The organism is Enterobacter cloacae complex sp. SHL001, assembly GCF_049236825.1.
Classification (GTDB): Bacteria; Pseudomonadota; Gammaproteobacteria; order Enterobacterales; family Enterobacteriaceae; genus Enterobacter; species Enterobacter hormaechei_C.
This window is the reverse complement of the sequence record NZ_JBMKIP010000004.1, coordinates 66,791-91,305: the sequence shown is the minus strand read 5'-3', so window position 1 is coordinate 91,305 and position 24,515 is coordinate 66,791. Positions and strand designations below refer to the sequence as shown.

24 protein-coding genes and 1 pseudogene are annotated in these 24,515 nt (G+C 52.9%); 7 read left to right on the top strand and 18 right to left on the bottom strand.

Translation table 11 applies throughout. The annotated features are described in order from the left end of the window. Window positions 1-208: 208 nt before the first annotated feature. On the top strand, window positions 209-571 hold the full coding sequence (gene yacL / locus ACOTYH_RS12615) for a protein YacL (RefSeq protein WP_017694501.1): 363 nt from the start codon (window positions 209-211) through the stop codon (window positions 569-571). A 31-nt stretch (window positions 572-602) separates the two neighbouring features. Here yacL and speD read toward each other — a convergent pair whose 3' ends face one another. From speD to ACOTYH_RS12600, 3 genes are all read right to left on the bottom strand, one after another. Next, window positions 603-1,397: an adenosylmethionine decarboxylase gene (gene speD / locus ACOTYH_RS12610; RefSeq protein WP_017694500.1), complete on the bottom strand. Its 795-nt coding sequence runs from the start codon at window positions 1,395-1,397 to the stop codon at window positions 603-605. Next, window positions 1,398-2,267 carry a polyamine aminopropyltransferase gene (gene speE / locus ACOTYH_RS12605; RefSeq protein WP_015572694.1) on the bottom strand — a complete coding sequence of 290 codons (870 nt, stop codon included), beginning with the start codon at window positions 2,265-2,267 and terminating at the stop codon, window positions 1,398-1,400. A gap of 101 nt (window positions 2,268-2,368) precedes the next feature. Next, on the bottom strand, window positions 2,369-2,716 hold the full coding sequence (locus ACOTYH_RS12600; protein ID WP_003856306.1) for a YacC family pilotin-like protein: 348 nt from the start codon (window positions 2,714-2,716) through the stop codon (window positions 2,369-2,371). A 145-nt stretch (window positions 2,717-2,861) separates the two neighbouring features. On the opposite strand from ACOTYH_RS12600, the gene cueO reads away from it, so the two are divergent. Then, window positions 2,862-4,421 carry a multicopper oxidase CueO gene (cueO, locus tag ACOTYH_RS12595; RefSeq protein ID WP_047740495.1) on the top strand — a complete coding sequence of 520 codons (1,560 nt, stop codon included), beginning with the start codon at window positions 2,862-2,864 and terminating at the stop codon, window positions 4,419-4,421. An 87-nt stretch (window positions 4,422-4,508) separates the two neighbouring features. Here the strand turns inward: cueO and ACOTYH_RS12590 are convergent, their stop codons facing one another. Continuing rightward, on the bottom strand, window positions 4,509-6,899 hold the full coding sequence (locus ACOTYH_RS12590) for a glucose/quinate/shikimate family membrane-bound PQQ-dependent dehydrogenase (protein WP_003856304.1): 2,391 nt from the start codon (window positions 6,897-6,899) through the stop codon (window positions 4,509-4,511). Window positions 6,900-7,105: 206 nt separating this feature from the next. On the opposite strand from ACOTYH_RS12590, the gene hpt reads away from it, so the two are divergent. Continuing rightward, window positions 7,106-7,642 carry a hypoxanthine phosphoribosyltransferase gene (gene hpt / locus ACOTYH_RS12585; RefSeq protein WP_003856303.1) on the top strand — a complete coding sequence of 179 codons (537 nt, stop codon included), beginning with the start codon at window positions 7,106-7,108 and terminating at the stop codon, window positions 7,640-7,642. A 64-nt stretch (window positions 7,643-7,706) separates the two neighbouring features. Here hpt and can read toward each other — a convergent pair whose 3' ends face one another. Next, window positions 7,707-8,369: a carbonate dehydratase gene (gene can / locus ACOTYH_RS12580; RefSeq protein ID WP_003856301.1), complete on the bottom strand. Its 663-nt coding sequence runs from the start codon at window positions 8,367-8,369 to the stop codon at window positions 7,707-7,709. 107 nt (window positions 8,370-8,476) lie between these two features. On the opposite strand from can, the gene ACOTYH_RS12575 reads away from it, so the two are divergent. The 4 genes and pseudogenes from ACOTYH_RS12575 (at window position 8,477) to ACOTYH_RS12560 (ending at window position 12,027) form a co-directional block, all read left to right on the top strand. After that, on the top strand, window positions 8,477-9,403 hold the full coding sequence (locus ACOTYH_RS12575; RefSeq protein ID WP_017383763.1) for an ABC transporter ATP-binding protein: 927 nt from the start codon (window positions 8,477-8,479) through the stop codon (window positions 9,401-9,403). Further along, the gene (locus ACOTYH_RS12570; RefSeq protein ID WP_006810078.1) at window positions 9,400-10,170 is read left to right on the top strand and encodes an ABC transporter permease; all 771 of its coding nucleotides are present in this window, start codon (window positions 9,400-9,402) and stop codon (window positions 10,168-10,170) included. Before ACOTYH_RS12575 ends, ACOTYH_RS12570 begins: the two co-directional genes overlap by 4 nt. A gap of 105 nt (window positions 10,171-10,275) precedes the next feature. Next, window positions 10,276-10,716, top strand: a pseudogene (locus ACOTYH_RS12565) (PTS sugar transporter subunit IIA). Between the two features lie 63 nt (window positions 10,717-10,779). After that, window positions 10,780-12,027, top strand: a complete 1,248-nt coding sequence (locus ACOTYH_RS12560) for a polysaccharide deacetylase family protein (protein WP_421637797.1) — start codon at window positions 10,780-10,782, stop codon at window positions 12,025-12,027. On the opposite strand, the gene ACOTYH_RS12555 is transcribed toward ACOTYH_RS12560, so the two are convergent. From ACOTYH_RS12555 to gluQRS, 13 genes are all read right to left on the bottom strand, one after another. Further along, entirely contained in the window at window positions 12,028-13,134 is a 1,107-nt protein-coding gene (locus ACOTYH_RS12555) for a fimbrial protein (RefSeq protein ID WP_058686583.1), read from the bottom strand. Window positions 13,135-13,156: 22 nt separating this feature from the next. Further along, window positions 13,157-13,762, bottom strand: coding sequence for a fimbrial-like protein (locus tag ACOTYH_RS12550; protein ID WP_033486455.1), 606 nt, complete (start codon window positions 13,760-13,762; stop codon window positions 13,157-13,159). 20 nt (window positions 13,763-13,782) lie between these two features. After that, window positions 13,783-14,343: a fimbrial protein gene (locus ACOTYH_RS12545; RefSeq protein WP_072203305.1), complete on the bottom strand. Its 561-nt coding sequence runs from the start codon at window positions 14,341-14,343 to the stop codon at window positions 13,783-13,785. Between the two features lie 18 nt (window positions 14,344-14,361). Continuing rightward, window positions 14,362-14,937, bottom strand: coding sequence for a fimbrial protein (locus ACOTYH_RS12540; protein WP_050515866.1), 576 nt, complete (start codon window positions 14,935-14,937; stop codon window positions 14,362-14,364). A 27-nt stretch (window positions 14,938-14,964) separates the two neighbouring features. Then, window positions 14,965-17,571 (bottom strand): outer membrane usher protein, encoded by a 2,607-nt coding sequence (locus ACOTYH_RS12535; RefSeq protein ID WP_077580178.1) that lies wholly within the window; start codon window positions 17,569-17,571, stop codon window positions 14,965-14,967. Between the two features lie 44 nt (window positions 17,572-17,615). Continuing rightward, window positions 17,616-18,320 carry a fimbrial chaperone gene (locus ACOTYH_RS12530; RefSeq protein WP_370532108.1) on the bottom strand — a complete coding sequence of 235 codons (705 nt, stop codon included), beginning with the start codon at window positions 18,318-18,320 and terminating at the stop codon, window positions 17,616-17,618. A 79-nt stretch (window positions 18,321-18,399) separates the two neighbouring features. Further along, on the bottom strand, window positions 18,400-18,984 hold the full coding sequence (locus tag ACOTYH_RS12525; protein WP_033486457.1) for a fimbrial protein: 585 nt from the start codon (window positions 18,982-18,984) through the stop codon (window positions 18,400-18,402). A gap of 487 nt (window positions 18,985-19,471) precedes the next feature. Next, window positions 19,472-19,852, bottom strand: a complete 381-nt coding sequence (panD, locus tag ACOTYH_RS12520) for an aspartate 1-decarboxylase (RefSeq protein WP_032671421.1) — start codon at window positions 19,850-19,852, stop codon at window positions 19,472-19,474. Between the two features lie 32 nt (window positions 19,853-19,884). Continuing rightward, window positions 19,885-20,736 carry a pantoate--beta-alanine ligase gene (gene panC / locus ACOTYH_RS12515; protein ID WP_077580179.1) on the bottom strand — a complete coding sequence of 284 codons (852 nt, stop codon included), beginning with the start codon at window positions 20,734-20,736 and terminating at the stop codon, window positions 19,885-19,887. Between the two features lie 11 nt (window positions 20,737-20,747). Next, the gene (panB, locus tag ACOTYH_RS12510) at window positions 20,748-21,539 is read right to left on the bottom strand and encodes a 3-methyl-2-oxobutanoate hydroxymethyltransferase (RefSeq protein WP_015572705.1); all 792 of its coding nucleotides are present in this window, start codon (window positions 21,537-21,539) and stop codon (window positions 20,748-20,750) included. A 123-nt stretch (window positions 21,540-21,662) separates the two neighbouring features. Further along, on the bottom strand, window positions 21,663-22,142 hold the full coding sequence (gene folK / locus ACOTYH_RS12505; RefSeq protein ID WP_047637668.1) for a 2-amino-4-hydroxy-6-hydroxymethyldihydropteridine diphosphokinase: 480 nt from the start codon (window positions 22,140-22,142) through the stop codon (window positions 21,663-21,665). After that, entirely contained in the window at window positions 22,139-23,536 is a 1,398-nt protein-coding gene (pcnB, locus tag ACOTYH_RS12500; protein WP_026080645.1) for a polynucleotide adenylyltransferase PcnB, read from the bottom strand. Before pcnB ends, folK begins: the two co-directional genes overlap by 4 nt. A gap of 42 nt (window positions 23,537-23,578) precedes the next feature. After that, the gene (gluQRS, locus tag ACOTYH_RS12495) at window positions 23,579-24,469 is read right to left on the bottom strand and encodes a tRNA glutamyl-Q(34) synthetase GluQRS (protein WP_039271683.1); all 891 of its coding nucleotides are present in this window, start codon (window positions 24,467-24,469) and stop codon (window positions 23,579-23,581) included. Window positions 24,470-24,515 lie beyond the last annotated feature (46 nt).

Sequence of the window (24,515 nt, the reverse complement as noted above, 5' to 3'; positions counted from 1 at the left end):
TACCCTCTCCCGTGGGAGAGGGGCTGGGGGTGAGGGCACCAGACCGCTCCGCACCTGACCCATTGCCCGGTGGCGCTACGCTTACCGGGCCTACAAAACCCATCGCAACGTCGGTGGGTTTTTTATTTTCATTCCTCCCACCTCTCCCGCTTTTTTTCTTCCTCTCTGCTGCGATAATTACCCTAATGGCTTTGCAGAGGAAAACGCTATGGATTACGAATTTTTGCGCGACATCACCGGCGTGGTGAAAGTGCGAATGTCGATGGGGCACGAAGCCGTTGGACACTGGTTTAACGAAGAGGTGAAAGAGAACCTCGCGCTGCTGGATGAAGTCGAACAGGCGGCGGAAACGGTGAAAGGCAGTGAACGCTCCTGGCAACGCGCCGGGCACGAATACACGCTGTGGATGGATGGCGAAGAGGTGATGGTGCGCGCCAACCAACTTGAGTTCTCGGGTGATGAGATGGAAGAGGGAATGAGTTACTACGACGAAGAGAGCCTGTCGCTGTGCGGCGTGGAAGACTTCCTGAGCGTGTTGAACGCCTACCGCGATTTTATGAAACAGAAGTAATTCCCCGAAGCGTCCCTGCTCCGGATCACGTTTACACGGTCGGAATGTTACGGCCGTAGTAAATTTCGCGCATCTCTTTCCAGAGCAGGTCGGTAATGACCTTACGCTCTTCGTCACTTAAATCTTCCGGCCTGGTGTGGAACATGTAGTGCTTAAGATCGAACTCTTTAAGCATCATCTTGGTATGGAAGATATTCTCCTGATAGACGTTCACATCCATCATGTCGTACAGCGACTTCATGTCTTCGGACATGAAGTTCTGAATGGAGTTGATCTCATGATCAATGAAGTGCTTCATGCCGTTGATATCACGGGTAAAACCGCGCACGCGATAATCAATAGTGACGATATCGGATTCCAGCTGGTGGATTAAATAATTCAACGCATTCAGCGGTGAAATCACGCCGCAGGTCGACACTTCAATATCCGCGCGGAAGGTACACAGCCCGCCTTCCGGGTGGCTTTCCGGGTAGGTGTGCACGCAGATGTGGCTTTTATCCAGGTGGGCGACTACCACTTCCGGCAGCGGGCCGGGGTGCTCGGTTTTGTCGATAAGCTTCGGGTCAACCGGCTCTTCACTCACCAGAATGGTGACGCTCGCACCCTGAGGCTCATAATCCTGGCGCGCGATATTCAGGATGTTCGCGCCGATAATCGAGCAGGTCTCTGTCAGGATCTCGGTCAGACGGTTGGCGTTGTAGAGTTCATCGATATAGGCGATGTAACCATCGCGCTCTTCTGCTGTTTTGGCGTAGCAGATATCGTAAATACAAAAACTCAGGCTTTTGGTCAGATTGTTAAAGCCATGCAGTTTAAGCTTTTTCAATTAGTTCACCTCCTTTGAGGACAGCGCGTCTTGCAGATATTGAGGCAACGCAAAGGCTGCGGTGTGGATCGCCGGGTTGTAGTAGCGGCACTGGAGTCCGGCCTGGTGGAAGCGGGCCTGCACGATCTCGGTAGAGAGATGGCGCAGAACGTCGTTATCCGTCGCCCAGGCAAAGGTCATGATCCCGCCGTAGTAAGTGGGGATCGCCGCCTGGTAGAAGCTGACGTCAGCAAAATAGGTGCTCAGCTTACGGTGGCTATCAAGCGCTTCATCCTGTTGCAGGAAGCAAACGCCGTTTTGCGCCACAAAAATTCCGCCAGGCTTCAGGCAGCGCTTGCAGCCTTCGTAAAACGACGAGGTAAACAGCGACGCGCCCGGACCGATAGGGTCGGTACAGTCAGAGATAATGACATCAAACGTTTGCGTAGTCTGGTTAACAAAATTGACGCCATCATCGATAACCAGATTAAACCGCGGATCGTCATAGCTGCCGGCATTATGGTTGGGCAGATACTGGCGGCAGAACGACACCACACCGGCGTCGATTTCCACCATGGTGATGGTTTCGACATTCTGATGGCGAGAGACTTCACGCAGCATCGCGCCGTCGCCGCCGCCGATAATCAGCACGTCCTTCGCGTGGCCGTGGGCCAGCAGCGGGACGTGGGTCATCATTTCGTGATAGATAAACTCGTCGCGCTCGGTGGTTTGCACCACGCCGTCCAGCGCCATCACGCGGCCAAAGGCGGCGTTTTCGAAGATTATCAAATCCTGATGATCGGTTTTCTCATGATAGAGCACGTTATCCACGGCAAAATACTGACCAAACTGGTCATGCAGCGTTTCTTGCCATACCGTTTTTTCGGTCATGGGGAGCACCTCCTTCGTTAACATCCATTACATCCGGCAGATGGGCGCAACACAACACCGCCGTGAGGCGGTTAACGGGTCAACAAGGGGCGTCGGGAAGGTTACTTCACGTAGGCGAGCAGGCTGAGTGAATCGCGAGCCAGCGCTTTGCATTTTTTAGCAGTGGGAATGCCAATACCGCTTAAATCACGGTAGCTGTCTTCACCGAGCGCCTTCATGTCGAAGCTGTCGTAGTTGCTGAGGTCCCATTGGTTCTGCTGGGCAAAAAAGACCAGTGCGCGACGAATTTGCCCATTGGGTAAATTCTGGTAACCACAATCGTTTTTCAGAAAAACAAAAACTGCCGTCAGATCGGCCATATCTTCCGCTTCGTTTTCACTTAGCGCGTAACTGTTCGCACACATCGCCATCAGGCTGGCGAACAAAATTGTTCTGAAAAACGTCTTCATTGCCTTTACCACTGCATCACGGAAAATTAACGTTAGCATACTTGATGCCAGGCCGACGATCTTTATTATTGCCGCCGTGCTTGACCTTCCGGTAAGGGGAGGGTTTATGCTCAAAAGATCGCCTGCTGGAAATAAGGAAATGCACATGCAACGTCGTGATTTTTTAAAATTTTCTGCCGCGCTGGGGGTTGCCAGCGCGTTACCTCTCTGGAGCCGCGCCGTTTTTGCCGCCGACAGACCGGCTTTACCCATTCCTGAATTACTCGCCGCAGATGCCCGCAGCCGCATTCAGCTTGTGGTGCAGGCCGGTAAAACCACGTTCGGTCAGCACGCCGCCACGACGTGGGGCTATAACGGCAATCTGCTCGGCCCGGCGTTGCAGTTACGCAAAGGGAAGGCGGTGACGGTAGACATTCATAACACGCTTGCGGAAGAGACCACGCTGCACTGGCACGGGCTGGAAGTCCCGGGCGAAGTGGATGGGGGGCCTCAGGGCATCATCAGGCCTGGTGGTAAACGCAGCGTAACCTTTACTCCGGAACAACGCGCGGCGACCTGCTGGTTCCACCCGCATCAGCATGGCAAAACGGGCCATCAGGTGGCGATGGGGCTGGCCGGCCTGGTGCTGATTGAAGACGATGAAAGCCGCCTGCTGCGCCTGCCGAAACAGTGGGGAATCGACGATGTCCCGGTGATTGTGCAGGACAAAAAATTCAACGCTGACGGGCAAATTGACTATCAGCTGGACGTAATGAGCGCGGCGGTAGGCTGGTTTGGCGATACACTCCTGACCAACGGCGCGATCTACCCGCAGCATGCCGCGCCAAAAGGCTGGCTGCGCTTACGTCTGCTTAACGGCTGTAACGCCCGCTCGCTGAACTTCGCCACCAGCGATAAACGCCCGCTTTACGTGGTGGCAAGCGACGGCGGCCTGCTGCCGGAGCCGGTGAAGGTGAGCGAGCTGTCGATGCTGATGGGGGAGCGCTTCGAGGTGCTGGTGGATATCAGCGATGGCAAAGCGTTTGACCTGGTGACCCTGCCGGTCAGCCAGATGGGGATGGCCGTTGCGCCGTTTGATAAGCCGCATCCGGTCCTGCGCATTCAGCCGCTACAGATCACCGCCTCCGGTACGCTGCCGGAGACCCTCACCACGCTGCCAGCACTCCCGTCGCTGGACGGGCTTACGCAGCGTAAACTTCAGCTTTCTATGGATCCGATGCTAGACATGATGGGCATGCAGGCGCTGATGAAGAAGTACGGCAATCAGGCCATGGCGGGAATGCATCACGGCCAGATGATGGGCCATATGAATATGGACCACGGTAAAATGGGCGGCATGGATCACGGCGGCCATGGTTTCGATTTCCACAACGCCAACCGCATCAACGGCAAAGCGTTCGATATGAACACGCCCATGTTCGCCGCCACGAAAGGGCAGTTTGAACGCTGGGTGATTTCAGGCGAAGGCGACATGATGCTGCACCCGTTCCATATCCACGGCACGCAGTTCCGTATTCTGTCTGAAAATGGTAAAGCGCCGGAGGCGCATCGTGCGGGCTGGAAAGATACGGTGAGGGTGGAAGGCGGCGTCAGCGAGGTGCTGGTGAAGTTCGACCACGAGGCGCCGAAAGAGTTTGCCTATATGGCCCACTGTCATCTGCTGGAGCATGAAGATACGGGGATGATGCTCGGTTTTACCGTATAAAAAAAAGCCGGGTGGCGGCTTCGCCTTACCCGGCCTACATAGGGCACCCGTAGGCCCGGTAAGCGTTAGCGCCACCGGGCTTTTTCGTTACTTAGCGTCGTCAGGCAGTGCATACGCGACAATATAGTCGCCCATCTTCGTGCCAAACGAACCGTGACCACCCGCAGAGATGACAACGTACTGCTTGCCATTCACTTCATAGGTCATCGGCGTTGCCTGTCCACCGGCTGGCAGACGGCCTTGCCACAGTTTCTCACCGTTGGTCATGTTGTACGCGCGCAGGTAGTTATCTGCGGTTGCCGCGATGAACAGCACGTTACCGGCGGTGGAGATTGGGCCACCCAGCATTGGCATACCCATATTGAAAGGCACTGGAACAGGCATCGGGAACGGCATGCTGTCCTGTGGCGTACCAATACGTTTCTTCCAGACGATCTTGTTGGTCTTCAGATCCAGACCGGAGATGTAACCCCAGGCAGGCTGTTTACACGGCAGACCGAACGGAGAAAGGAACGGATTCAGGGTCACACCATAAGGAACGCCATACTGCGGCTGGATACCGGCTTCGGTACCGCTGCCTTTCGCATCTTTCGGCTGCTCCATTGGGTTACCCGGACCACGAGGGATCAGGCGGGAAACGAACGGCAGCGCCATTGGGTTAGCGATGGCGACCTGACGGTTAGGGTCAACGGAGATCCCACCCCATTCGAACATCCCCAGGTTACCCGGGAAGACCAGCGTACCCTGCTCTGACGGCGGGGTGAAAATCCCTTCGTAGCGCAGCTGGTGGAACATCACGCGACATACCAGCTGGTCAAACATGGTGGCACCCCACATGTCTGCACCGCTGAGATCTTTCTTCGGACGGAAGCTCAGGTCAGAGAACGGCTGCGTTTTGGTGACGTAGTCGCCTTTGGCCGCACCCTGCGGAACCGGTTTTTCCGGCGCAGGAACAACCAGCTTACCGTTGCTACGATCAAGCACGAAGATGTTACCGGTTTTCGCCGGGGCGTAAATCACCGGTACGGTTTTACCGTTAACGGTAATGTCCGCCAGCGTCGGCTGGGACGGCATATCCATATCCCACAGATCGTGGTGAACGGTCTGGTAGCTCCATGCCAGTTTACCGGTCGTTGCGTTCAGCGCCACGATGGAGCTGGCGTAACGTTCCTGCTCCGGCGTACGGTTACCGCCCCAGATATCCGGCGTGGTCACGCCCATCGGCAGATAGACCAGGTCCAGCTTCGCGTCATACGCTGCCGGTGCCCAGGAGTTCGGTGAGTTAAAGGTAAAGGTGTGTTCATCCGATGGGATCGCGTTAGGATCTTTCGCGCCCGGGTCGAAGGCCCACAGCAGTTTACCGGTGTTCACGTCGAAACCACGGATAACGCCGGAGGTTTCACGGGTGGAGAAGTTATCCGTTACCGAACCGGCAATCACGATGGTTTTATCGGTGATGATTGGCGGGGAGGTCGGCTCATACAGGCCCGGCGTGGTGTCCGGCATGTTGGTCTGAAGATTCAGAATGCCTTTATTGGCGAAGGTTTCGCACAGCTTGCCGGTCTCAGCGTTAATGGCAAACAGGCGGCCATCGTTCACCGGCAGCATAATGCGGCGAGGACAGTCGGCAATGACTTCCGGGCTGGCATTATCGGCGCGCGCTTCGTGGTAAGAGACGCCGCGGCAGGTAATGTGCTGGAACGACGGGTTGGAGTTCAGCTGTGGATCAAAGTGCCATTTCTCTTTACCGGTAGCCGCGTCGAGCGCGAACAGACGCTGGTGCGCCGTACACAGGTAGAGCATGTTGCCCACTTTAATCGGGGTCACTTCGTTGGTCAGCTCACCCGGATCGTTTGGCATCTTCAGGTCGCCGGTACGGAATACCCAGGCTTCCTTCAGGTTTTTCACGTTGTCCGCGTTGATCTGCTTCAGCGGGGAGTAGCGTTGACCTTCCTGGTTACGACCATAAGCAGGCCAGTCACCGTCCGCCACCTGCGAAATAGCCGCAGCCGGCGTGGATTCCGCGTTCAGCGTACCGTTGATCTCCTGCGGGTCGTTAAAACCGGCCCAGGTCAGGATGCCGCCACTAATCAGCAGGGCAACGACCAGACCGGCCACGGCGCCACTGGAAGGGACGATCAGACGACGCCAGACAAACGGCAGGATCAGCCAGATACCGAAGAAGACCAGAATGTCGCTGCGCGGCGTCAACGCCCAGAAGTCGAACCCGACTTCCCAGACGCCCCAGATCATGGTTGCGAGCAGTAACGCTGCGTACAGCCACAGAGCAGATTGTTTTCTGCGTAAAAGCAGGACGGTTACGCCAACCATAACCAGACCCGCAATCGGGTAGTACCAGGAGCCGCCAATCGCGACCAGCCATACGCCACCGATTAACAAATACAGCGCGCAGAACGCGGCAAACGCGGCTGTTAATGTCACCAGTAGACGCGGCTGTTTAGTTTTTGTTTCAGCCATAGAAAAGTACTCGTCAGTTTTGTTAATTATTTGCTAGCAATTAATTATAGGTATTAACAACTGTGATCGGAATCACAAATATTGCTTTTTATAACTCATACGCCAGGCTTATCCATTTACTGGTATAATGGCTGGCTTGCGTATCGATGCCGGAGCGAGAGTCATCCGCATTGAGAGATTTTCACTAAAATCATTTGGTTAGTAATATGAAACATACTGTTGAAGTGATGATCCCGGAAGCCGAGATCAAAGCGCGTATCGCCGAACTGGGTCGTCAAATCACCGAACATTACAAGGACAGCGGCAGCGAAATGGTGCTGGTCGGTCTGTTGCGTGGCTCTTTCATGTTCATGGCAGACCTGTGCCGTGAAGTGCAGGTGCCGCACGAGGTCGATTTTATGACCGCCTCCAGCTACGGCAGCGGCATGTCCACAACCCGTGATGTGAAAATCCTGAAAGATCTGGATGAAGATATTCGTGGCAAAGATGTGTTGATTGTTGAGGACATCATCGACTCCGGCAACACGCTCTCTAAAGTGCGTGAGATCCTGAGCCTGCGTGAACCAAAATCACTGGCGATTTGTACTCTGCTGGATAAGCCTGAGCGCCGTGAAGTGCAGGTGCCGGTGGAGTTCGTTGGTTTCTCCATCCCGGACGAATTCGTGGTGGGTTACGGCATTGATTACGCGCAGCGTTATCGCCATCTGCCGTATGTTGGGAAAGTAGTGATTCTGGACGAATAATTGCGGGCTGATGCTCTCACCCCAGCCCTCTCCCACAGGGAGAGGGTGAAAACCCCCGGCTTTGTTATTTATGGTTAACGTGCTTAAGCTTGAGGTTGGCAATTCCCGAGCGGTAACGCTGTTCCAGCGTTTCGCGGTTGGTGGCGGTCACTTCCAGATTGCGTAGCAGGCCGTCGTGAATACCGTACGCCCAGCCGTGGATGGAGACCTTCTGTCCGCGTTTCCAGGCAGACTGCATAATCGTCGAGTGGCCCAGGTTATAGACCTGCTCCATCACGTTCAGCTCACACAGCGTGTCGAGACGGCGCTCCTGCGGCATTTCGCCCAGCAGTGAGCTATGTTTGAACCAGATATCACGGATGTGCAGCAGCCAGTTATCGATTAACCCCAGCTCTGTATTTTCGACCGCCGCCTGTACGCCGCCGCAGCCGTAGTGGCCACAAATAATGATGTGCTCAACCTCCAGAACGTCAACGGCATACTGAACAACCGAAAGGCAGTTGAGATCGGTATGAATAACGAGGTTAGCCACATTGCGGTGAACAAACAGTTCGCCCGGTTCAAGACCGGTCAGACGTTCGGCGGGGACGCGGCTGTCGGAACATCCAATCCAGAGAAAGCGCGGGTTCTGCGCCTGTGCCAGTTTTCCAAAAAATCCGGGGTCTTCCTCCACCAGCATTTTTGACCATAGTGCATTGTTGCTGATGAGTGTATCTATGTCGTTCATGGAGGTTAGCGACCTGTAACCAAGTGATTGCGTTGCGCTACTATAGGGTAACCCGACTTTTAATGAAACCACACAACGTGTGTCAGAACTTAAGGTAAGTTGAATTCATGGCGATTGCACTGGAGCTTGAACAGCTCAAAAAAACCTACCCGGGGGGCGTCCAGGCGCTGCGCGGGATAGATCTTAAAGTCGAAGCGGGAGATTTCTACGCGCTTCTGGGGCCGAACGGGGCGGGAAAATCGACCACCATCGGGATTATCAGCTCGCTGGTCAATAAAACGTCTGGCCGCGTTAGCGTGTTTGGCTACGACCTGCAAAAAGACGTGGTCAACGCCAAGCGCCAGCTGGGGCTGGTGCCGCAGGAGTTCAACTTCAACCCGTTCGAGACGGTACAGCAGATTGTTGTTAACCAGGCGGGTTACTATGGCGTTGAGCGCAAAGAAGCGCTGGAGCGCAGCGAAAAGTATCTCAAACAGCTTGACCTGTGGGAGAAGCGTAACGAGCGCGCGCGGATGTTGTCCGGGGGGATGAAGCGCCGCCTGATGATTGCTCGCGCGCTGATGCACGAGCCAAAGCTGCTCATTCTTGATGAACCGACCGCTGGCGTGGATATTGAACTGCGTCGTTCCATGTGGGGCTTCCTGAAGGATCTGAACGACAAAGGCACCACCATCATTCTGACCACGCACTACCTTGAAGAGGCAGAGATGCTGTGCCGCAACATCGGCATCATTCAGCACGGCGAGCTGGTGGAAAACACCTCGATGAAGAACCTGCTCTCCAAGCTAAAATCAGAGACCTTTATCCTCGATCTGGCGGCGAAAAGCGCCCTGCCGAAGCTGGAGGGGTATAACTATCGCCTGGTCGATACCTCGACGCTGGAGGTAGAAGTGCTGCGCGAGCAGGGAATCAACAGCGTGTTCTCCCAGTTGAGCGCGCAGGGCGTTCAGGTATTAAGCATGCGTAACAAAGCGAACCGACTGGAAGAGCTGTTTGTCTCTCTGGTGCACGATAAACAAGGAGACAAGGCATGACGCATCTTTACTGGGTCGCGCTGAAAAGCATCTGGGCGAAAGAGATTAACCGCTTTATGCGCATCTGGGTGCAAACCCTGGTGCCGCCGGTGATCACCATGACGCTCTACTTCATCATTTTCGGCAACCTGATTGGCTCCCGCATTGGTGAGATGCACGGCTTTACCTATATGCAGTTTATCGTGCCGGGCCTGATCATGATGGCAGTGATCACCAACGCTTACGCGAACGTGGCATCCTCATTCTTCAGCGCCAAGTTCCAGCGCAACATTGAAGAGCTGCTGGTGGCGCCAGTGCCGACGCACGTCATTATCGCCGGTTACGTGGGCGGCGGCGTGGCGCGCGGGCTGTGCGTGGGTATTCTGGTGACGGCGATTTCGCTGTTCTTCGTGCCGTTCCAGGTGCACTCGTGGCTATTCGTCGCGCTCACGTTATTGCTTACTGCGATCCTGTTCTCACTGGCTGGCTTGCTGAACGCCGTGTTCGCCAAAACGTTCGATGACATCAGCCTGATCCCGACCTTTGTGCTGACGCCGCTAACCTATCTGGGCGGGGTGTTCTACTCCCTGACGCTGCTGCCGCCGTTCTGGCAGGCGCTGTCGCACCTGAACCCGATTGTCTATATGATCAGCGGCTTCCGCTTTGGTTTCCTCGGCATTACCGATGTCCCGCTGTTCACCACCGTTGTGGTGCTGGCGGTATTTATCGTGGCGTTCTATCTGCTGTGCTGGTATTTGATCCAGCGTGGACGTGGGCTGCGTAGCTAATCTTCTGCCCGGCGACGTTCTGTTTGCCGGGCACTTTCTTTGACAGTTATCACCGTAAACTAACCTTCACCTGGATAAACTACTCGCCTGCTAAGGAGAGACGTTATGCTGGGATGGGTTATCACCTGCCACGATGAAGAGGCACAGGAAATGCTCCTGAAGCTGGAGGCCCGATTTGGCCCTCTGGCGCAATGTCGTGCGGTAAATTACTGACGAGGGCTGAGCACCAATATGCTAAGCCGGATGATGTGCGACGCGCTGCATGAAACCGACACCGGTGATGGCGTGATTTTTCTCACCGACAGATCGGGCGCGGCGCCTTACCGTTCAGCGGCGTTAATGAGCCATAAGCATGATAACTGTGAAGTGATCTCCGGTATCAGCCTGCCTTTACTCGAAGCGATGTATCCGCTGCGCGCAACGTTGAGCAGCGCTGAGTTTCGTCACGCCATTGTGGCGCAAGGCCCGCCGGGCGTGAGCAGCCTGTGGCACCAGCAGCAGAAGAATCCGCCTTTCGTTCTGCTTCACGATCTGTATAAGCATTAAACATTGGTATTGATGTCGCTTTTGCTACAATGGCGACTGATTTTCCGTATCGATTTATATCCCATGCTCATGCGCGTTATCTTTATCCTTCTGCTACTGGTCTCCGGTGGTGCGTCTGCCAGCCTGACCAGTCAGCAAGGCCTTCCTGCCCAATATATGCAAACCACCGAAGATGCGGCCATCTGGGCGCAGGTGGGAAATGCCGTCGTGAACGTGGGCAATGTCCGCGCCGGGCAGATCCTCGCCGTCTTTCCGGCCGCGGCGGATTACTATGAATTTCGTTTCGGATTCGGTACGGGGTTTATTGATAAAGAGCACCTGGAAAAAGTGCAGGGTAAGCAACGCGTTGAGGATAGTCTGGGCGATCTGAACAAGCCGCTCAGCAATCAAAACCTCATCACCTGGAAAGACACGCCAGTGTATAATGCCCCCAGCAGCGGAAGCGCGCCCTTTGGCACCTTAAGCGCCAATCTTCGCTATCCGATTCTGAATAAGCTGAAAGATCGCCTGAACCAGACCTGGTTTCAGATCCGCATCGGCAATCGTCTGGCGTGGATCAGCAGCCTGGATGCACAGGAAGATAACGGACTGCCGATTCTGACCTACCACCATATCCTGCGTGATGAAGAGAACACCCGTTTTCGACATACCTCCACGACAACCAGCGTACGTGCGTTTAATAATCAGATGGCCTGGTTACGCGATCAAGGCTATACCACGCTGACAATGTACCAGCTTGAAGGGTACGTGCGTAACAAGATGAACCTCCCCGCGAAAGCGGTGGTGATCACTTTTGATGATGGCCTGAAATCGGTGAGCCGCTACGCGTATCCGGTGCTGAAAGAGTATGGCTTCAACGCGACGGCGTTTATTATTTCATCCCGAATCAAAGGTCACCCGCAGAAGTGGGATCCCCGATCGCTACAGTTTATGAGCGTTCAGGAAATCAAGGGCATCCAGGATTTGTTCGACATTCAGTCTCATACCCACTTCCTGCATCGCGTTGATGGGTATAAACACCCCATCTTATTGAGCCGCAGCTATCACGTGATCCTGTTCGATTTTGAACGCTCACGGCGTGCACTGGCGCAGTTCAACCCGCGCGTGCTGTATGTTTCGTACCCGTTTGGCGGGTATGACAATAAAGCGATTAAAGCCGCGAATGATGCCGGTTTTCATCTGGCGGTGACAACGGTCAAAGGGAAGGTGAAGCCGGGGGATAATCCGTTCTTACTGAAGCGGCTGTATATTCTAAGAACGGATTCGCTGGAGACGATGTCGCGGCTGATCAGCAATCAGCCGCAGGGGTGATTACAAATACTCTATTGAGAATGTCGCCACCGCTTTGAAATTACCGGCAGCAATATCGCTGGTATATTCCATAAAATAGGCATTAAAAGGTAAATCAATGTTTTCGCTGGTGCCTACCGTGCGAAGAGGTGCATAAATTGGTGTGGGATCGTTAATTATCGGTTCTCCATGTCCCCCTGGGTTGGAGGGAAACTCTTCGTTTATTAAGACACCAACCCCTCTCGCGGCATTCGAAGTCAAGATATTGGTCAACACAACCCCCGTCCCGGGAACAGAGGTGGTTGTATTGGAGCTGACTTTATAATAAATACCCACCGTATTAGCACAACCTTTGAGCTGCAAATTAAATTGTTTATGTGGATACCAGCCGCTGTTTTTCACATCGGAGAACATAACTTCACCAAAATCAACGTTATTACTGCCGCCATTGACCATGGCTGCCTGACAGGTGGCGGCGGCAACCGGAATGCTAAAAGATGACGGCGTAATATTAAACCACCAGGGTTGGTTGTCGCTGTCCGTATGCCCTCCAATGGACATCCCACCGATTTTTTTTGACCCTTGTGGGGTTATTACCGAAACATGTTCAGGGTTACCCAGAATACTGTCTCGCTGATAAAGCTTGATTTGGATTTTCCAATTATGATCTGTTTTCGACGCGTTTATGGGAAGGTTTATCCATTGACCAGAGGAATATTGAAAATATGCTCCAGGGTTGCTATCGCTATAAACCCTCACTGCATAAGCAATCCCGTCAATATTGGTTGGCCAAAGCGCGTACCCTTCGTCGGTAGTCCCAACCACGTCGTAGGTGATATTTGACATTTGTTCACCTTCGTTTCCTGCATCGCACTGAGACCAAAGCCCTGGGGAAAGTTGTGCATTAAAGGGGCCCGCAATCTCACTAAAATGGCCCGGTATTCCCGTGTTGTAACTGGATTTAAAATAGACAGGTGAATTTGCAAGGGTATTGACAATCGTTGAGGTCCCGCCCTCGCCACTATAGCCAAAATGGCATTCACCCCAAGCATACCCTTGCAGTAGCAGTAGACTTGCCGCGAACAGTCTTGCCCATGCAAAAATATTAAACCATCCTGTGTTACTCATGAGTATATTCTTCCTGTTTACTCTAGTTATAGGTGGCATTAACCACAACACTACTCGTCACTTTTCCCGCTTTCACGAGGCCGACGTTCTGTAAGCGTGCATAAAATGGATAATCTTTCACCCAGCTATCTGCGCCTGCATCGATTAACACGCTGGAGCTACCGTCCGCGTTCAGTACATTGGTGTTTAACGCTTTTGAAAAGATAACGACACCCGTGTTTTCTGCTCCGCCTTCCAGGACCTTGGTTTCGTTGATAAACACCTGGCGAGTGCCAACCGGCCACTGCTTGCTTTGTGGCTGGAAACTGAAATCCACCGCATTTACCGAGATATTATCGCCAGAGCAACTTTCTACCCGCACTGTAAACGGGGTGCCGCTTGCTGCATCTGTAGGCTGCAAACGCGAGCTTCCATCGGGGTTATAAAACCAATTCTTACTGACTGTCGGCAGATGGACTTTTCCTCCATCTGGAATCGAAATCTGGCAGGTGTTTTCGACAATATTGGCATCAAGCGTGACATCCATGCCTGTTTCCGCTGACAGGCATGGGGCAGACCAGTGCCAGGCAATGAGTCCTGCGAAGATCACCGATCTTTTGAGAACCTTATTTTTCTGTTTGTTTGACATCTCTGCTCTGCCCATGATTATTACTGGTAAGTGACGACAAACGTCACGGGCGCGCTAACGTCACCGGCGGTGACATCTGCGATCGTTTTATCTTTTGCGATCACGATACGTGCATTCATATCTACACTAGCGGATGCACCGCTAATAGTGACGGCTTGTGACGGTTTTGTACTACAGTTCATCAGCATTCCTGATCCAGACGTTCCTTTCCAGACTTCAAAGGCCGCGCCATTACTGGCGTTAAATGAATCACCATTTTTCGCATCGCCAGAACACTCCCCTCCCGCTCCGGTGGTTGCTTGTACGCTCGCAGTTTTCACACCTGCACAGCTGCTAAAAACGATTTTGAATGGTTCGCTTCGGCTTTGAGCCACAAGGTCTGACTTAAAAACATCTCCAAATGGCAACGTCGTAATTTGTTGACCACCGCTGTTTTGGATCTGCGCAGTACAGGTCCCCGCCTCAACCGTAGAGGTAAAGGTTGCCTGAACGCTGGTAGTACCTGTAATCGCGCTACTGGCGGCGCTGAAGAGACCGGAAGAAATTGCCAGAGCAATCAGTGTGGACGATTTTATGTTCATCTTTGCGTATCCTTCCGCTTACTGGTATTCAAAGTTAAAAGTGGCAACTGCACTGAAGTCACCCGTGGTTGCAAGACCTGCTTTTGTTTCCGCCATACGGGCAATAAGGGAGACTTCTTTGCTACTGATTTCGGCCGCCGTCCAGACCAGACGTTTAGCATCATCAGTGGCATTGATGGTAAATGGCGCAGTAGGTGCAGCAGAGCGGGCGATAGACACACCGGTATAGTCTGCTTTTGTTCCGGTCGCACTATTGTTAATGATGGTATCGGAATATACCGACTTGATGCCGGTGATCGTGGTTTTTAATGACTGTAGGCTGGATGGACACTCAACGATTTTAAGCTTAAACGTTGTGCTGGCCACGTCTGAGCCCGCAGTGATATCTGCTAGCGAGGTCTTGCCACTAGTACCGATTGGAATAGTGTTATTTTTTCCATCACCTGCGCCGCCCTCAATTTTTACATCGCAGGTGGTTTCCCGCAGTGAGGCGGTAAACGTAACATCCAGATTCGTTGTTGCTGCCATAGCCTGTGAACTTAACGCCAGAGCAAGCAATGTGCTGAGGCTTGTCAGTGACAATGTTTTCTTCATTAAAAATAACTCCCTGTTAAAAAATCGTTATATCTGGCAAGTTTGGTTAGCGAGTACCGTCGTCAGACCCACTTTCTGAGCAGAGGGAGTTATGTGGTAAGTCACGGTACATGTGCTGTTTGCATCACTGCCCCATACCACCCGCAGCGTTCCATTGTCTTCTACTCCACGCACATAAGCCTGACCCGCCTGACCAACGGAACCAATCGACAGCCCCTTTTCATCCAGCACGTTGGCTCCTAACGGTATAAATCCGTTATCAGAGCGATGAAGGTCGAGCAGCAATGAGCGGCCCTGGTCGGTTTCAAAATCCACCTGTACGATGGCACCACTGCGCGGCACTGACACTGTGCTGGTGCTTTTTACCTCCACGTCTGATTCCAGACTGGAAATATCGATACCTACAGTGTTCTCCCGATAGGCCGTCAGATAGGGCATAATGGCGTAACCAGAGCTGCCAATGACACCGTCACCGATGGTCAAACGAGCCCCTTTTGCACCTGGCGCATTGACCAGTGCCAGCGTATCGGTATCACCTATACTTCCTGGTGCCAGCGTTAGACCGCCTGCATGTACCATCATTCCCCCGCTGTAACTCATGGAGTACTGACGACTGCTGTCATCGGAAGCCGAAGCAGAAAGGCTTAGCGGACCATAGGAACTGTTGTAAGTGCCATACCCGCCTAGCTGGTTAATATCACCGCTATCAGAATGGGTCGTACTGGTGTTTACGCTGTAACTGAAGCGGTAATCATCTGTATTGCCATTGGCGCTGGTGTTGAAGGAGGTATTCTTTTTAAAATCAGAACTCATACTTGTGTTAATGCTGGAGAAACCGGCTGGATGGCGCTTATGGCCCAGCAGATTCTCCAATGGAATCGTCAGATTCAGGTAAACACTGTCATCTTTCTCGCCATACTCGTCGTAGCTGCGCTGTAACGATACGCTATAGCTACCCAGCCAGAATGAGTTGTTATAACCAACGGAATATTGTGAAGTGGAACTGGTATTATTCCAGTAATCCTGCCAGCTTCCCGTCAGATATAATGAACCATAAGCATCTTTTCCGGAGCTGAGCGGTTGACTGATGTTTAGCTGAATTTGGTTCTTCATACGTTGGAAGTGATTGTATACATCGTTGCCCGTGTGCTCTGGATTACGCGATATATCCCGGTATTTAACGTCTTCTGACAGCGAAGCCGCATCATTTAACGTCAAATAGTCTTCGGTGGAGAAGCGATACGCTGCAACGTTGAACGAGGTCTGCGTCTCTTCAACGAGCTTACTCCATGAAAGGCGATAACTTTGACCTGTCAACGTTCCTATACCATCCACATCCGCATCGGAATGTGTCACGTCGAAGGCGAACGCGCCTATATACGTGTTCATCGCAATGCCAAGCAGACCTGAGAAATAGCCCGTGTCCATATACTGCACGCCAGCGTAACCGGTAAACAGATTGCTTAAGCCGTAATAACCAGTGGCATAACCCAGACGAGGCTTATCACGAAGGCCATTGTCATTTAATTCACCAGCGCCGATATCCCAGCGGCTATACCCGGGGCGCAGTAGTTGGCTGACGGAGGAGTAGGGCACTGAAAAGGTACGTGTGCTGCCGTCTGACTCTTCAATCGTGACGATCAGGTCACTGCCATAGCCGGTTGTGCTGAGGTCATTAAGCTCGAAAGCGCCCGGTGGCACCGTGCTTTCATAAATCTTGTTTCCGTTTTGGCTAACGGTAACTTTAGCGTTACTTTTCGCTACGCCACGGATAGTGGGGGCGTAGGTTGAAATACCGCCAGGGAGCATGCGATCGTCGTTATACATGCGTAATCCACGCAGATTTAACGAGTTAAACGTATCCCCACGCGTATAGGAATCACCCACCAGTAACTGAGCTCGCAGGGAAGTGATATCACGCTGTAGATAAATATCCTGGCTTGAATAGTCGGAGCCACTTTCCTGATCCCAGTTCAATGTCCCGCGTGAACGTAAGCGCCATGGTCCCATATTCAGGCCATATTTAAGCCCGGCGTAAGCAGTATCGCTCGAACCGTCAGGCGTGTCGGAATGCCAGGCGTTAAGATCGTAGGATAATGTTCCCGCGGTAATGCCGTCTTCCCACAGAGAGGGATCGACATATCCCCCAGGACGATGTTCAACATAAATTTGTGGAACAATCAGACTCAATTCTTGTGTACCTGCATCGAAATCCCAGGAGGCACCCGTAAAAGCGTGCTGTAATTCGACACAGGTTTCCTCAGCATTTTCAACAGCACTGTCTTTGCCTGTCGCAGCCTGAATAGCCTCTGCTTTAAGGCCAATTTGCATCAATATTTTCGGGGTGAAGCAAGGTTGTGCGCGGGGAGTCCCGTTATCTTTGAAGGTGAAATCGGTAAGCAGTTTCTTTTGCCCATTAAGAACAAGCTGCGTTTTGAATGTGCCTGGTACTACCGGGTTCCCGCGGGAAAAGCGGCTAACATCAATATTGGTTCCTGTTTTGTACAGGAACTGATCGTTGAATTCGACCTCTTCACTACCAGAGGATGGCACAGCCGCACTCTCAGCGGCAAAACTTGCAGTCTGAAGGGCTGTGCATATGGCAATACAAAGAAACGAGTGGCGAAATAACATTGCTATCACTAATCCGTTAGCTACTAATTAATGTACAGTTCTTCTTAATTAACGGTGGTCTCGTGAGGTTCAGCGCCGCCGTAATCATTTATAGATGTGTAGGTCATTTTTTTAACCTTGATGGAGCCAGCCTCTTTCAGTGCGTACGACTGGCTTGCAAAAGGAGCGACCACATGCGGATCGATTTCGATTTTTTTGCCGCCGGCGCTGATATCGATTTTTGCGACGGAGACGTAATATGGGGAGTCATTACGCGCTACCAGCGCATTATTTTGCTGCGTCCATTTAAGCTGTGCTGCTGCTACAGAAGAATCGCCTTTCAAACCATCAGGCCGGAAGAACATTTTTATGCGTGTTCTAAACGCCAGCTGCAGCATATTCTGGCTGTCGGTGTCTTTGGTTTTCGGTGGCACTTCAAGCACGTTAAACCAGTACATGGTTTCGCGGTCCTGGGGCATTGCTTGTCCAAGCCATGTAATACGCACGGTTTGGCCTTTAGCTGGATCAACGCGTGAAACGGGGGGGGTGACGATAAACGGAACTTTTAGCTCTTCTGGGTTGGTGGTATCACGACCATCATCGAGCCATACCTGGACCAAAAGTGGCTTATTACCGCGGTTTTCCATTTTGACAGTAACGTCTTTTGCAGACTGCGGATAAATAACGCGCGTGCCGGAAATCACGATATCTGCAAATGCAGAGCTAGAAACTAAAAAAGCCGCGCTGCAAAACAGTGCGGTAACATTCATTTTTGAAAGGCGCATAATGTCATCCATTAAACAAACATGCGCCCACCTCATCCGTGAGCGCAGAACTAAAATGCAGCTATTACTGGTAAGACATGGTGAAAGTGACGTTGCTGCTCACTTTACCGGCCGCGATATCGTTAGTACCAGCAGCCCAGTCGGCGCTCGGAACGTACGCCACACGGTAGGCCAGAGTGCCTTTACCCGCTTCCAGTGTAGCTTCCTGAGTGTTGTTGTTCGGCTGGCCGATCATGACGCGATCGGAGCTGGTGGTGGTGTTGTTGAACAGCGCAAGACTTACGTTATCAGCATGACCGGTCACCGTTGGGTCGGTTTTAAGCGTACCGTTAGACAGTTCTGCGAACTGCTGAGAGGTAAAGGTCGCGGACGCTTTGGTCAGTGTATCCGGGCATTCGCTCAGATGCAGTTCGAACTCTTTAGACCCAACGCCAGTGTCAACGGTAGTTTTTTCCACGTCTGCCTTTTTAACTACAGGCATGGTAATGGTGACGTTATTGGCGTCAACACCGTTATTGGAAGTGATTACGCAAGTGGTGTCAGTTACCGCGCCATCAAAAGTGATCACGCCTACATCAGCCGCCATTGCAGAAACAGAGCCCATTGCCATTACAGCCACAGTTGCGGCTAAAAGAGATTTTTTGAACATTTTGAACATCCATTTATTAGAAAAGAGTTTGTAGAAAACCAATTCAGCTTTAGATTAAAAGCAGGGCGAATATAGTATTGTTTTGATTAACTTTGTATTTAAATATGCTTAAGTTAATTTTTAGTTAATCTAATTTCAAGTGAGGCCGATAGTCCAGATAGTTAGCTCTTGAACTTCCAGGGTCAGGTCGTTTCTTTTGATGGTTAGCTTAATAGTAACACATGTAAAATTGTGTCTTAATAAAACCATTTTAATTTATTCTTATGAAATTTCACAGGCTCATAAAATATTTTATTACTTTAATTTTTAACTAAATGAGTTTAATTCTGAAAGGGAGAGTGTGTGAAATGAGTGTTATAAGCATCAAGAGAAACGCGTGGCGTTAATATTATCACTATGAATGAGTCATCGTTGATACTATCTAAATTAATAAAACGCAGGGTGAAAAGCACAGGCTGCACATTTCTCTGCAGCCTGTAAGCGCGGATTAAGCAACCTGCACCGGAATCGCCTTCGCGGTACGTTTCATCTCATTGTCGCCTTCAAAGTAGGCTACTTTTGGCTGCCAGCGGCGTGCTTCGTCGTCAGACATCATGACAAAGCTGGCGATAATCACGATATCACCTACGTCCGCGCAATGTGCAGCCGCGCCGTTAACGGAGATGATTTTAGAACCGCGCTCGGCAGCAATCGCGTAGGTTGAGAAACGTTTGCCGTTGTTAACGTTCCAGATATCAATGGCTTCGTTTTCGAGAATACCCGCCGCGTCGAGAAAATCCTGGTCGATCGCGCAGGAGCCTTCATAATGCAGGTCGGCCTGAGTGACTTTCACACGGTGAAGTTTACCTTGCAGCATTTTGCGAATCATTACGTTTACCTTTCATCTTCCGGGTAGAAAAACTACGCCAGCTCAACCACTTTGTTATCGATAAGGCGGGCCTGGCCGAGCCATGCCGCCACCAGAATTACCGCACGTTTGCTGGTCTCTGTAAGTGCCAGAAGCGTATCGGCATCCCGAATTTGAACGTCGTCAGCACGAAGACCTTTCTCGTTCAGCGCCTGTTCAGCCAGGGCGATAATCTCTTCTGCTGTTAACTCTTTTGCCAGCAGTTGCTCTGCCATCGTATTCATGACTTTGCTTAAGCCCGGCGCAATTTTAAGCTGTTCGGCGGTCAGATAGCCGTTACGGGAGCTGAGCGCCAGGCCATCTTTCGCGCGTACAATCGGCACGCCGACGATCTCGATGTCGTAGCCCATGTCGGCAACCATTTTGCGGATCAGCGCCAACTGCTGGAAATCTTTCTCGCCAAAGCAGGCGATGTCCGGCTGCACAAGGTTAAACAGCTTGCTGACGATGGTGGAGACGCCACGGAAATGGCCCGGGCGGCTGGCGCCCTCCAGCATGGTCGAAATACCCGGCACGTCGACGTAGGTCGATTCAGTGGTGCCCTGGGGATACACATCTGCGGGTGCCGGTGCGAAGACGATATCCGCATGACGTTTTTTGAGCTTCTCGCAATCTTCCTGCAAAGTACGTGGGTAGCGCGCCAGATCGTCTTCGCGATCGAACTGCATCGGGTTAACGAAGATACTGACCACCACGATATCTGCCCGGGCTCTCGCTTCATCGACCAGCTTCATATGGCCGTCGTGCAGGTTGCCCATGGTTGGAACAAGGGCGATACGTTTACCTTCCTGACGCGCCCGACGAATATGCTGACGCAGCAGCGGCAGGGTTTCTATGATTAGCACACCTGGACTCCTTAATGGAAACTGTGTTCTTCGCCCGGATAAACGCCGGACTCAACCTCGGCAATATACTGCCGCACAGCAGCACGCATGTCGCCTGCTTCTGACAGGAAATTTTTAGCAAATTTTGGAATATGGCCACCGGTGATCCCAAAGGCGTCGTGCATGACCAGAATCTGGCCATCGGTGACGTTACCCGCGCCGATGCCGATCACCGGAATCGACAGCGCCTCAGTGATACGCTTAGCCAGCTCAACCGGCACACACTCCAGCACCAGCAGCTGCGCGCCCGCGGCTTCCAGCGCCACGGCATCATCAAACAGCGTCTGCGCCGCATCGCCTCGGCCCTGCACCTTATATCCGCCAAAGATGTTGACCGACTGCGGCGTCAGCCCCAAATGACCACAAACCGGCACGGCGCGGTCGGTGAGCATTTTCACCGTATCGACCAGCCAGGCGCCGCCTTCGATTTTGACCATATTGGCGCCGGCGCGCATCACGGTCGCCGCATTTTCGAAGGCCTGCTCCGGGGTGGCATACGCCATAAACGGCAGATCGGAAAGCAGCAGGCAGGCGGGGGCACCCCGGCGCACGGCGCGGGTATGGTAAGCAATATCCTCGACCGTGACCGGCAGAGTGGAATCATGTCCTTGTACCGTCATCCCTAACGAGTCTCCGACCAGCATGACGTTGATCCCTTCTTCGGCAAACAGTTTTGCGAAGCTGTAGTCATACGCGGTGATAGTGGCGAAGCGTTTTTTTTCCTGTTTGCATTTCTGCAATAAGGAGATGGTGGTTGGTTTCATACTGTTTCCTGATGGCCCAAAAGCGAATCTTTGCGCATTCTAACAGTAACATTTGAGGGAACAATGATTTTAGGCAATCGATTAACCGCAAATAAGGAATGGTTAATCGATGCGGAGGCGGGATTACCAGCGGGCCGGTTTATCCGCGTTGAGATTTTGCAGAACGGCTTGCAGCGAGGAGCCGTCAGGGAAGGTGAGATCGGGCGCGACTTCAAACAGCGGCCAGAGCATAAACCCACGGTTTTTCATGTCGTAATGCGGAACGGTGAGGCGTTCGGTGTTAATCACCTCGTGACCGAAAAGCATAATATCGAGATCGAGCGTGCGCGGTCCCCAGCGTTCGGCTTTGCGGACACGACCCTGCTGTAGCTCAATACGCTGGGTATTATCCAGCAGCGTTTCTGCGTCAAGGGTCGTTTCCAGCACCACGGCGGCGTTCAGATAATCAGGTTGATCCTGCGGGCCGAGCGGCGGCGTACGGTAAAATGAGGACAGCGCGACAATGCAGCTTTGGGGGATCTCTCCCAGGGCCTGCACGGCAGCGTTAACCTGCTCCAGCGGAGAGGCCAGATTGCTGCCGATGGCGATATACGCAAGGGTCATGCCGTACCTTCACGACGCGGTGCGCGTTTGCGCGGGCGACGGTGACGACGGCGCGGTGCCGGTTCATCATCCAGATCCGTAAGCATATCTTTTTGCTCCGGTGGCGCAGAAACCTGAAACTCGCCCCACCACTGCGCCAGGCGCTGTAGTTCCGGGTTCCTTTCAACTTCAGCACGCAGAGAGAGCAGATCGAACGCGGCGCGGAACTTAGGATGCTCCATCAGCTTCCAGGCGCGTTTACCCTGACGGCGGGACATACGCAGCTGAAGCTGCCAGATATCACGCACCAGCGTGGTAATACGTTTCGGGATCGCCAGCGTGCGACAGCCTTCGTCCAGCACGTCGTTTGCCGCCAGCGCGAACGCATCATAATAGGCGAGACCGCTCTCCTGGGTAATGCGCTGCGCCGTTTCCAGCAGCGGATACCAGAACATGGCCGCGAACAGGAACGCCGGATTCACGCGCATATCGTTATGAATACGGGTATCGGTGTTCTTCAGCACCTGCGCAATTATCCGCTCCATTGCGCTGTCACCGTTTTCGGTGAAGTAGCGGGTAATGGTCGGGAACAGCGGCTGGAACAGGTTGTACTCACGCAGCAGGTTGTAGGTTTCAAACCCGTAGCCTGCCTGGAGCAGCTTTAACGACTCCTCAAACAGACGGGCAGGGGGCACGTCGTTGATCAGCGTCGCCAGGCGCGGGATCGGCTCTGCGGTTTCCGGGCTGATACGCATGTTCAGCTTGGCGGCGAAACGCACAGCGCGCAGCATTCGGACCGGATCTTCGCGATAGCGTGTTTCCGGCGTGCCGATCAGGCGAATCAGACCGTCTTTCAGATCCTGCATACCGCCGACGTAATCGCGCACGGTAAAATCCGCCACGCTGTAGTAAAGGCTGTTGATGGTGAAATCGCGACGCTGAGCATCTTCTTCAATAGAGCCGAAGATGTTGTCACGCAGCAGCATGCCGTTTTGGCCGCGCTGGGAAGTCGTGCGATCGTTAACGCCCGCTTCGTGGTGACCGCGGAAGGTCGCCACTTCAATAATTTCCGGTCCAAACATCACGTGCGCCAGACGGAAACGGCGGCCAACCAGACGGCAGTTGCGGAATAATTTACGCACCTGCTCAGGCGTGGCGCTGGTCGTCACGTCGAAATCTTTTGGTTTTTTGCCCAGCAGTAAATCGCGCACCCCGCCGCCGACGAGATAGGCCTCGTAGCCTGCTTTATTCAGACGATAGAGCACCTTGAGGGCATTTTCACTGATATCTTTGCGGGAAATATTGTGCTGCTCACGCGGAATGACCGACATGTGTGGCTGTGCAATAGCGTCGTTCGCCATGCTCTCTTCGCGGCTCAGCACTTTACGGCAAAAATTAGCGACTCGGGTAAAAATAGTACACCTCGTAGTGTGTTTTGTTATCAAAAAAGCGGCTAATCATAGCTCAGCGCAACGCATTTGAGAATGCTGGATTTTTGGCACGGCCATAAGCGCCCAGTCAGCAATGGCCGTTTTCAGCAATTCATCCAGACTCAGATCCTGCCATTCCTGCGTTACATTCTGGTTGAGAAATCGCAGCGCGTCGATCAAAACCGGGCGCGGATCGCCGTCAGGCAGCGCCGGGGCATGATTCTGTTTCGATAGCTTATTTCCCTGTTCATTGACTGCCAGCGGCAGATGGATGTAATCCGGCACCGCCCAGCCAAACTGCTGGTAAAGCGATATTTGCCGCACGGTAGGCTCAACCAGATCCGCCCCGCGCACGATTTCCGTAACACCCTGGAAATGGTCATCGACAACCACCGCCAGGTTATAGGCAAACAAACCATCACGACGGTGAATAATAAAATCTTCACGCGCCAGGCGTTCATCCGCCTGAATTGTTCCTGAGAGTACGTCGGTAAACTGCGTCACCGGAGAACGCTGTATCAGCCGCACGGCGGCATTCTCAGGACCGTTGTGCCGCGTACGGCAGTGGCCGTCGTAAACGCCACCCACGCTCTGAATTCGCGCCCGCGTGCAGGTGCAGTTATAGGAAAGGCCCTGTTCAGCAAGCCACGCCAGACGTTCACGGTAGGCATCATGGCGTTGAGACTGCCAGAGCACGTCGCCGTCCCAGTGAAGACCGTAATGTTCCAGCTGACGCAGAATAGTTTCTGCTGCACCGGGAACTTCACGTGGAGGATCGATATCTTCAATGCGGACCAGCCATTGACCCTGACGGGCGCGAGCCTGTAGGTAGCTGCCGAGCGCGGCAATTAATGAGCCGAAGTGTAATTCACCGGAGGGAGATGGCGCAAAGCGCCCGATATAGTGAGATTCAGACATATCAACGGTAACAAGGCGGGAGAGACTCCCGCCTTAGCTGAGTAGT

Bases quoted from the DNA above. Each gene is read 5' to 3' on its own strand.
- yacL (WP_017694501.1), top strand. From the start codon at position 209: ATGGATTACGAATTTTTGCGCGACATCACCGGCGTGGTGAAAGTGCGA.
- speE (WP_015572694.1), bottom strand. From the start codon at position 2,267: ATGACCGAAAAAACGGTATGGCAAGAAACGCTGCATGACCAGTTTGGT.
- ACOTYH_RS12600 (WP_003856306.1), bottom strand. From the start codon at position 2,716: ATGAAGACGTTTTTCAGAACAATTTTGTTCGCCAGCCTGATGGCGATG.
- cueO (WP_047740495.1), top strand. From the start codon at position 2,862: ATGCAACGTCGTGATTTTTTAAAATTTTCTGCCGCGCTGGGGGTTGCC.
- ACOTYH_RS12590 (WP_003856304.1), bottom strand. From the start codon at position 6,899: ATGGCTGAAACAAAAACTAAACAGCCGCGTCTACTGGTGACATTAACA.
- hpt (WP_003856303.1), top strand. From the start codon at position 7,106: ATGAAACATACTGTTGAAGTGATGATCCCGGAAGCCGAGATCAAAGCG.
- can (WP_003856301.1), bottom strand. From the start codon at position 8,369: ATGAACGACATAGATACACTCATCAGCAACAATGCACTATGGTCAAAA.
- ACOTYH_RS12575 (WP_017383763.1), top strand. From the start codon at position 8,477: ATGGCGATTGCACTGGAGCTTGAACAGCTCAAAAAAACCTACCCGGGG.
- ACOTYH_RS12570 (WP_006810078.1), top strand. From the start codon at position 9,400: ATGACGCATCTTTACTGGGTCGCGCTGAAAAGCATCTGGGCGAAAGAG.
- ACOTYH_RS12560 (WP_421637797.1), top strand. From the start codon at position 10,780: ATGCTCATGCGCGTTATCTTTATCCTTCTGCTACTGGTCTCCGGTGGT.
- ACOTYH_RS12555 (WP_058686583.1), bottom strand. From the start codon at position 13,134: ATGAGTAACACAGGATGGTTTAATATTTTTGCATGGGCAAGACTGTTC.
- ACOTYH_RS12550 (WP_033486455.1), bottom strand. From the start codon at position 13,762: ATGTCAAACAAACAGAAAAATAAGGTTCTCAAAAGATCGGTGATCTTC.
- ACOTYH_RS12545 (WP_072203305.1), bottom strand. From the start codon at position 14,343: ATGAACATAAAATCGTCCACACTGATTGCTCTGGCAATTTCTTCCGGT.
- ACOTYH_RS12540 (WP_050515866.1), bottom strand. From the start codon at position 14,937: ATGAAGAAAACATTGTCACTGACAAGCCTCAGCACATTGCTTGCTCTG.
- ACOTYH_RS12535 (WP_077580178.1), bottom strand. From the start codon at position 17,571: ATGTTATTTCGCCACTCGTTTCTTTGTATTGCCATATGCACAGCCCTT.
- ACOTYH_RS12530 (WP_370532108.1), bottom strand. From the start codon at position 18,320: ATGAATGTTACCGCACTGTTTTGCAGCGCGGCTTTTTTAGTTTCTAGC.
- ACOTYH_RS12525 (WP_033486457.1), bottom strand. From the start codon at position 18,984: ATGTTCAAAAAATCTCTTTTAGCCGCAACTGTGGCTGTAATGGCAATG.
- panD (WP_032671421.1), bottom strand. From the start codon at position 19,852: ATGATTCGCAAAATGCTGCAAGGTAAACTTCACCGTGTGAAAGTCACT.
- panB (WP_015572705.1), bottom strand. From the start codon at position 21,539: ATGAAACCAACCACCATCTCCTTATTGCAGAAATGCAAACAGGAAAAA.
- folK (WP_047637668.1), bottom strand. From the start codon at position 22,142: ATGACCCTTGCGTATATCGCCATCGGCAGCAATCTGGCCTCTCCGCTG.
- gluQRS (WP_039271683.1), bottom strand. From the start codon at position 24,469: ATGTCTGAATCTCACTATATCGGGCGCTTTGCGCCATCTCCCTCCGGT.